Source organism: Ginsengibacter hankyongi (genome assembly GCF_008710285.1).
Lineage (GTDB): Bacteria > Bacteroidota > Bacteroidia > Chitinophagales > Chitinophagaceae > Ginsengibacter > Ginsengibacter hankyongi.
In genome coordinates this window covers 139,422-145,421 of record NZ_VYQF01000010.1, presented here as the reverse complement: position 1 = coordinate 145,421, position 6,000 = coordinate 139,422, and the positions used below count along the sequence as shown (strand labels likewise).

General features: G+C 37.8%; 6 protein-coding genes. 5 read left to right on the top strand and 1 reads right to left on the bottom strand.

Features of this window, described 5'->3' with window-relative positions:
- Positions 1–122: 122 nt before the first annotated feature.
- Positions 123–1,004: a class I SAM-dependent methyltransferase gene (locus FW778_RS20600; protein WP_150416773.1), complete on the bottom strand. Its 882-nt coding sequence runs from the start codon at positions 1,002–1,004 to the stop codon at positions 123–125.
- 429 nt (positions 1,005–1,433) lie between these two features.
- Here FW778_RS20600 and FW778_RS20595 point away from each other — a divergent pair, with 429 nt between their 5' ends.
- The 5 genes from FW778_RS20595 to FW778_RS20575 all read left to right on the top strand — a co-directional run bounded on the left by FW778_RS20595 (position 1,434) and on the right by FW778_RS20575 (position 5,691).
- A complete protein-coding gene (locus FW778_RS20595; RefSeq protein WP_150416772.1) occupies positions 1,434–1,847 on the top strand; it encodes a hypothetical protein in 414 nt (137 codons plus the stop codon).
- A 599-nt stretch (positions 1,848–2,446) separates the two neighbouring features.
- Positions 2,447–3,268, top strand: coding sequence for an alpha/beta fold hydrolase (locus FW778_RS20590; protein WP_150416771.1), 822 nt, complete (start codon positions 2,447–2,449; stop codon positions 3,266–3,268).
- 363 nt (positions 3,269–3,631) lie between these two features.
- On the top strand, positions 3,632–4,093 hold the full coding sequence (locus FW778_RS20585) for a hypothetical protein (RefSeq protein ID WP_150416770.1): 462 nt from the start codon (positions 3,632–3,634) through the stop codon (positions 4,091–4,093).
- 291 nt (positions 4,094–4,384) lie between these two features.
- A complete protein-coding gene (locus FW778_RS20580; RefSeq protein ID WP_150416769.1) occupies positions 4,385–4,711 on the top strand; it encodes a cupin domain-containing protein in 327 nt (108 codons plus the stop codon).
- A gap of 512 nt (positions 4,712–5,223) precedes the next feature.
- Entirely contained in the window at positions 5,224–5,691 is a 468-nt protein-coding gene (locus tag FW778_RS20575; RefSeq protein ID WP_202552401.1) for a YMGG-like glycine zipper-containing protein, read from the top strand.
- Positions 5,692–6,000: the final 309 nt, after the last annotated feature.

Here is a 6,000-nt window from a genome sequence, read left to right as displayed (position 1 = left end):
GAAACCGGAATAGATGAGTTCGGCTTTTTAAAAAATATATTTGAAATTTTATAAGAAGTGTTTCGTGAGACACGAACTACGGATAAGAGACCGACAGAAGCGAAAAAAGAAATCAGCTATAGTTAACTTGTTTTTCTGAAGAGATACCACTTCAAATCATGGTGAGGATAGATAAGTGTAATTCCCCCAACCAACTTAATTAATGAATTTATTACCTTCTTTTTGAATTTAAAATCGGGAGTTTTTTCGTCTATAAGAGAAAGAAAATGTTTAAACTTAATTCTTTTTGGGGGAAATCCTTTGCCAATTATTTCAAACCCATAATAATTAAATAATTGAGTTAATGTTTCATCGGAAAACCAATTAACTACGCTTGGAGGAGAATACTCGGACCATTTATTTCCAAAAATCCTTGCTATCCTGCTTTTCATATCCCATGATTCAACTAATACTAAACCATTTGGGTTTAATAATCTACAGACATTTTGCATTGCCTTGTCTACATCATAAAAGTGACCAATAACCTCGATTATAGTAATTAAGTCAAAAGTTTGTGAAGTTTGAAAAGTTTCGAGGCTTGAAGTACTTATTGAAAGATTTAATTTTTCTCTTCCATAATTAGCCATTGTTTCATTGGGTTCGAGACCATAAGTTGTCCACCCGCTTTTTTCAAAACCTTTTAAAATAAATCCGGCTGCACATCCAGTATCCAGAACTTTTCCAGGTTTAGCATATATAGAAATAATTTTAGCATATTTAATTCCATACTTAAATAATATTTCTTTCTCATCCAGGTAATTAGGATATCCTGCTGATTTTCCTTCAAAAAAATATTCATCAGAATATACTTTATTAAGATGATTTTCTATATCGTCATGCTGTTCTAAAAATCTATGATCGCATTTTTTACACTCTTTAATTGAATATCCATTTTTATTAAAGAGAAGAGACCTTTCTTCTTTACAATTTATTATAGAGTTGCAGATTTTTTTTATATCGACCATTCGTAGGTTAACAATTTATTTTTATTAAAATATAAAATCTTGTTTCCGGGGCACTAAAAAATTTATTAGTTTGAAAATTTACTTACGGGTGTAATGTAATTGCTATAATAGTAAATGAATATGACCACAGACAAACATTTAGATGATTATTATCAGAGCGGAACAGGTTTGAAAGTGGAATACCTTTCATGGGCGAAAAAATCATGTTAGTCCTGATGACCATCATTTCTCTGCTCCGTGGTTCGTGTCTCACGAAACACTTTTTTGTTATATTTATTTTGTGAATCCCCGGGCTTTGGCGCAAGCATATTCTTCACCCAGCACAGAGTTAGCACAAGCGGACCTTGCGTCAATATGAGAAAAAACGTATTAACATCACGTTGGCAAACCCACCCACCTATTTTAAGTCTCAGGTATAAAATATACTTTATGAAAAAAATTTTTACAATCCTGTTTTGCACCCTGTTTTTTTCTGCTGCTTTTGCGCAGTATGATCATGGTGACTGGAACCAATCCAATGACAACATTTATAGAAACCATGATGGTGACTACCGTGAGCACAGGCATCATGACTATCGTGATAATTATTTCGTGTACCACGACAATAGGTATTGGTTTAGCCAGCGTGACGAAGTGATACAAAGGATCAATTACAGCTATAACTACAGGATACATGAGGTAATCAACGACTGGGATATGTCGCCCTGGCAAAAAAGGCATGAGATCGGGGAACTGCAGGCCGAAAAAGTCCGGGAAATTAACAGCATCTACGCCCAATGCAACTTGTACGATCCCCATCCTTATAACCGGCACCATCATCATGACGATGATGACGATGATTAAGGTTCGGCCGCAGCCGGGTCTCCCGCAGGGAACCCGGCGGGCCTATAGCTATCGTAACATTTTATTGCATATTGCTTCATGGCTGTTAAGCAACAAATATCGGCAACAGATGGAACTTACTTTATCACAATCACCTGCTTTAGCTGGTTGCATCTTTTTTTAAATTAGCAACGCCTATGATTGTGTATATAATTGTTTAATGTTTTAAGAAAAGGCGGACGCTATATTAACGGGTATGTAATTTGCCTGATCACTTTTAAACGCCGGGCTCACGCGGGAGACCCGGCTGGGACGAAGCTCCACTAAAGATATAAAAGCAGCAGCATTTACAGGCAACAGCCAGGAGCTCATTTGCCAACTCACCACACACAATTTAAACCGACAGCAACATTTTTATTAGTAACCACTAAACTTTTTTCAGGACGAGTCATATCTTTGCACAACAGGGATTAACCTGGCTTAACGAATACAGAATAACCCTGCTTGACCGGTGTCCTGAACATTGTGCATCATCCTTTGGTCGAAACCTTACATTAACTGCTGGAAATTAGTTTTAATCCATACACTTCTTTAGGCATATTAAACCAAAAAAATAAACCATGCCAATAGATAAAATCAATGGAGTAAAAATTTTTTGGGAACTAACAGGAAGCAAGGGCGAACCTCTTGTGTTAGTTCATGGTTCCTGGGGCGACCATCATAACTGGGATATGGTGGCTGGCGAATTCGCAAAAACATTTCGTGTGCTTACATACGACAGAAGAGGCCACAGTGAGAGTGAACGCCTGCCAGGCCAGGGCAGCGTAGAGGAAGACGTTGAAGATTTGATTGAGTTGATAAATTACCTTAATCTTTCTCCTGCTCATATTGCAGGTAACTCTTATGGTGCAGGTATAGCTTTAAAAACAGCAGCAAAACGACCAGACCTTTTCAAGAGCATGGTTATACATGAACCTCCGTTGTTTGGAATTCTGAAAGATAATCCGAACGCCCGGGAAGCGTTGCAACTGGTGGACGGAAGAATAAAAGTTGTGCTGGATTTATTTGCAGAGGGCAACTTACAAAAAGCGACTGAAGAATTCATGGAAAAAATTGCAATGGGCACCGGTGCATGGGAGAAACTTCCTGAAGCAGTGAAAAGAACTTTTATTTATAATGCTCCTACCTGGTATGATGAAATGCAGGATCCTCAAAGTTTACAAATTGATATAAACACTCTTTCAAATTATAAGAAACCTGCGTTATTAAGTTCAGGGAGTGAAAGCCCAATTTTTTTTCCTCTTGTTATTAATAAGTTGATGAGTGTCATACCCCACGCAAAACGAATAACCTTTGAAGGAGCAGGTCATGTTCCGCACATGAGCCATTCTGAAAAGTATATTGAAACAGTAAGTAATTTTTGTTTTAGCATTGGCAATTAGGACAAGAAATAAGATAGACGCTACCCCGGTCCCCCCGATTAGCGCAAGGCTGCCATAGGGCGAGCGTCCCGCTTGTGTTTTTTTAATACTTCAATTTCGAATAAGTTTATCCGTTATATAATTTATAAAACGAATAATTGCTTTTAATGCGTGTACCCCCAGCAAGCTTTAAAAATTATATAACTCATCGAAACGTTTTGGATGAGCTGGATAAAATAATTACTTTAGTTTGGTATTTGCATCAACGCACCTCGGCGATACACAAAACGAAAATGAGCATTAGTGCAAATAGATGAATTGTAAAATTGAGAGTTGTGTGTAATTACATAAATACAATGTTGACGGTAACTTTTAAATTCAATTATGCCAGAGATCATATTTGCTTGTTTAATATTTCTAAATCTTACATCCTTCAAACTTGGCGAACCAGATGCAATACTCGATTGTAAGTCAGCATCAGGCAGGACATTATTTCATGCTGAGTTACCAAGTTGCTCCTATTTAGGAAATGCCGATTTCTCTATTGACGGTATAAAATATTCATTCACCTCAGGTGACATGTGTGGAGTTGTTTTTTATCCTGACATCAAAATATTGACAATTTATTTGGAAACTAACAATAAGGATTCCAAACAACATCGATTTCTTAAATTCTGGGCATTACCAGATTCATTTAAGAAAATAAAAAGTGAAACAGGGCCGGGTTCCGGGTTCGATGATGTCTATGAATTTAAGGCAAAAATTTATGGGACAGAACCCAGACTGGGATTTGAAAATGACACAAAGACTATTGAACTGAACTGCACACTAGAATATTTATTATAAAAGATACGGCCAACAAAATGGTTTGCCGCAATGCTGGCCTGCAAATCCACCACTTAGCAAGGTTGCAATAGCGCAAGCGTCTCGCTTGTGCTTCTTTCTCACTTTTCTTTCGAATAGGTTTATCCGTTATGTAAATTATAAAATGAATAATCCGCCATTGTTTGGTGTTTGTGCTGGGGGTTTTGCAGCAAAGTAATCACCAACAACCCTTAAGGGTGCCAGGAAATGGGAATATGTAAAACTTTCCTTACTTTAGAGAATAGCAACATTAAAATTTATTACTGAAATTTTATGAACAACTTAATTGAAACATCAAAAACATTTGTGCCGGTTGAAAGCATTGAATACGCTGACGGTTCAGTAGTAAGCAAAACCATTTTAAAGAGCCCAGCAGGCAACATCACTCTATTTGCCTTTGACAAGGGGGAAGGATTAGCAGAACACAATACACCACATGAAGCACTGGTTCAATTACTGGACGGCGAAGCTGAAATTACTATCGGAGGAACTCTTTACAATCTGCATGCAGGGCAAAGCATTATTCTTCCTTCAAACACTCCTCATTCACTTAAAGCAAATGAGAGATTTAAAATGATGCTGATAATGATAAAAGGTTAAAATTCGAAGCTATTAATTTTGAACCGATGTGGGTGTTACCTTTCTTTCTCAAGCCCACATCAACTACCCGTAGGCGTCGCCGTCTAACTAGCTGCTGTGAGTGTTCCCATCCCTTCGCAAGCCCACATCCCCCGGCTAACCGTAGTATGTTTAAATTATAAAAGTACTGCTGTGCTGATGTTTTTAACTCAAGACAAAAAATTAAGTCAGGTAGTCCTTTATTTCGGGTATGTTTACCCGTTATGTAATTTATAAAACGAATAATTTTTGGCCGCTGTGGGCGTTCCCATCCATTCGCAAGCCCACATCAAACCCCCGCCGGGACAGTAATGTTATGAATTTTCGGAAGTGTGAGCAATAAATGCGGCGTGTTTCCTGATCATTAATTATTATTTGTGGTTGAATACTATGAGCTTGCAAAATGCGTTTTGGCTTAGTATTCCTGGAAGAGTAACAAGTTCAGGTTTGCTAACCTGCTATAAATATCTTATGGCAACAACTTAAAATAAATTATGAAAAAATTATTGATCGTTTTGACAATGGCTTCCCTTTTTGGTGCTTGTAAAAGCAATTCTGACGCGGACCTGAAAACAGACAAAGTAATGTTGCCGGTTACAAGCGGAACTGGCGCAACTTCATCGGGTGACACAAGCGCTGGTTTGCAAAGAGGAGAAAGACCGAAAGTCGTTTCAAAAAGCAGCGAAAATCGCGTTGAAAGTTCAAAGGCTTCAGCAACTTCAAATAATAGCCCAACTCCCCAAGGGAATGCAAACGCAAATGCAAATACGAACACAACAACCACAAAAAAGAAAGGCTGGAGCGCCAAGGCAAAAGGTGCCGTAATTGGTGGGGCAGCAGGCGCTGTGGGCGGGGCTTTAATTAGTAAACATAAAGGAACAGGCGCGGTAATAGGTGGTGTTGCGGGAGCGGCCGGAGGCTATATTATCGGCAATGAAGTGGATAAGAAAAATAACAGATAATTTATATAGACCGACTATCGCAACGCCAACCCTATTATTGAGTCTTCTTATTTTCAAACATATTTAATCCCCCGGCTATCGCTAGAATGTTTGAATTATAAAAGTACTGCTGTCCTGAGTTTTTTAACTCCGGACAATAAATCAAACCAGGTAAGTCCATTATTTCGAATATGTTTAACCGTTATATAATTTATACAACGAATAACTCCATTTAATACGTATACCCGCAGCAAACTTTAAAATTAAATACTCATCGAAACGTTTTGGATAAGCTAAATAAAACCATTATTTTTAGTTTGGTATGGCCTT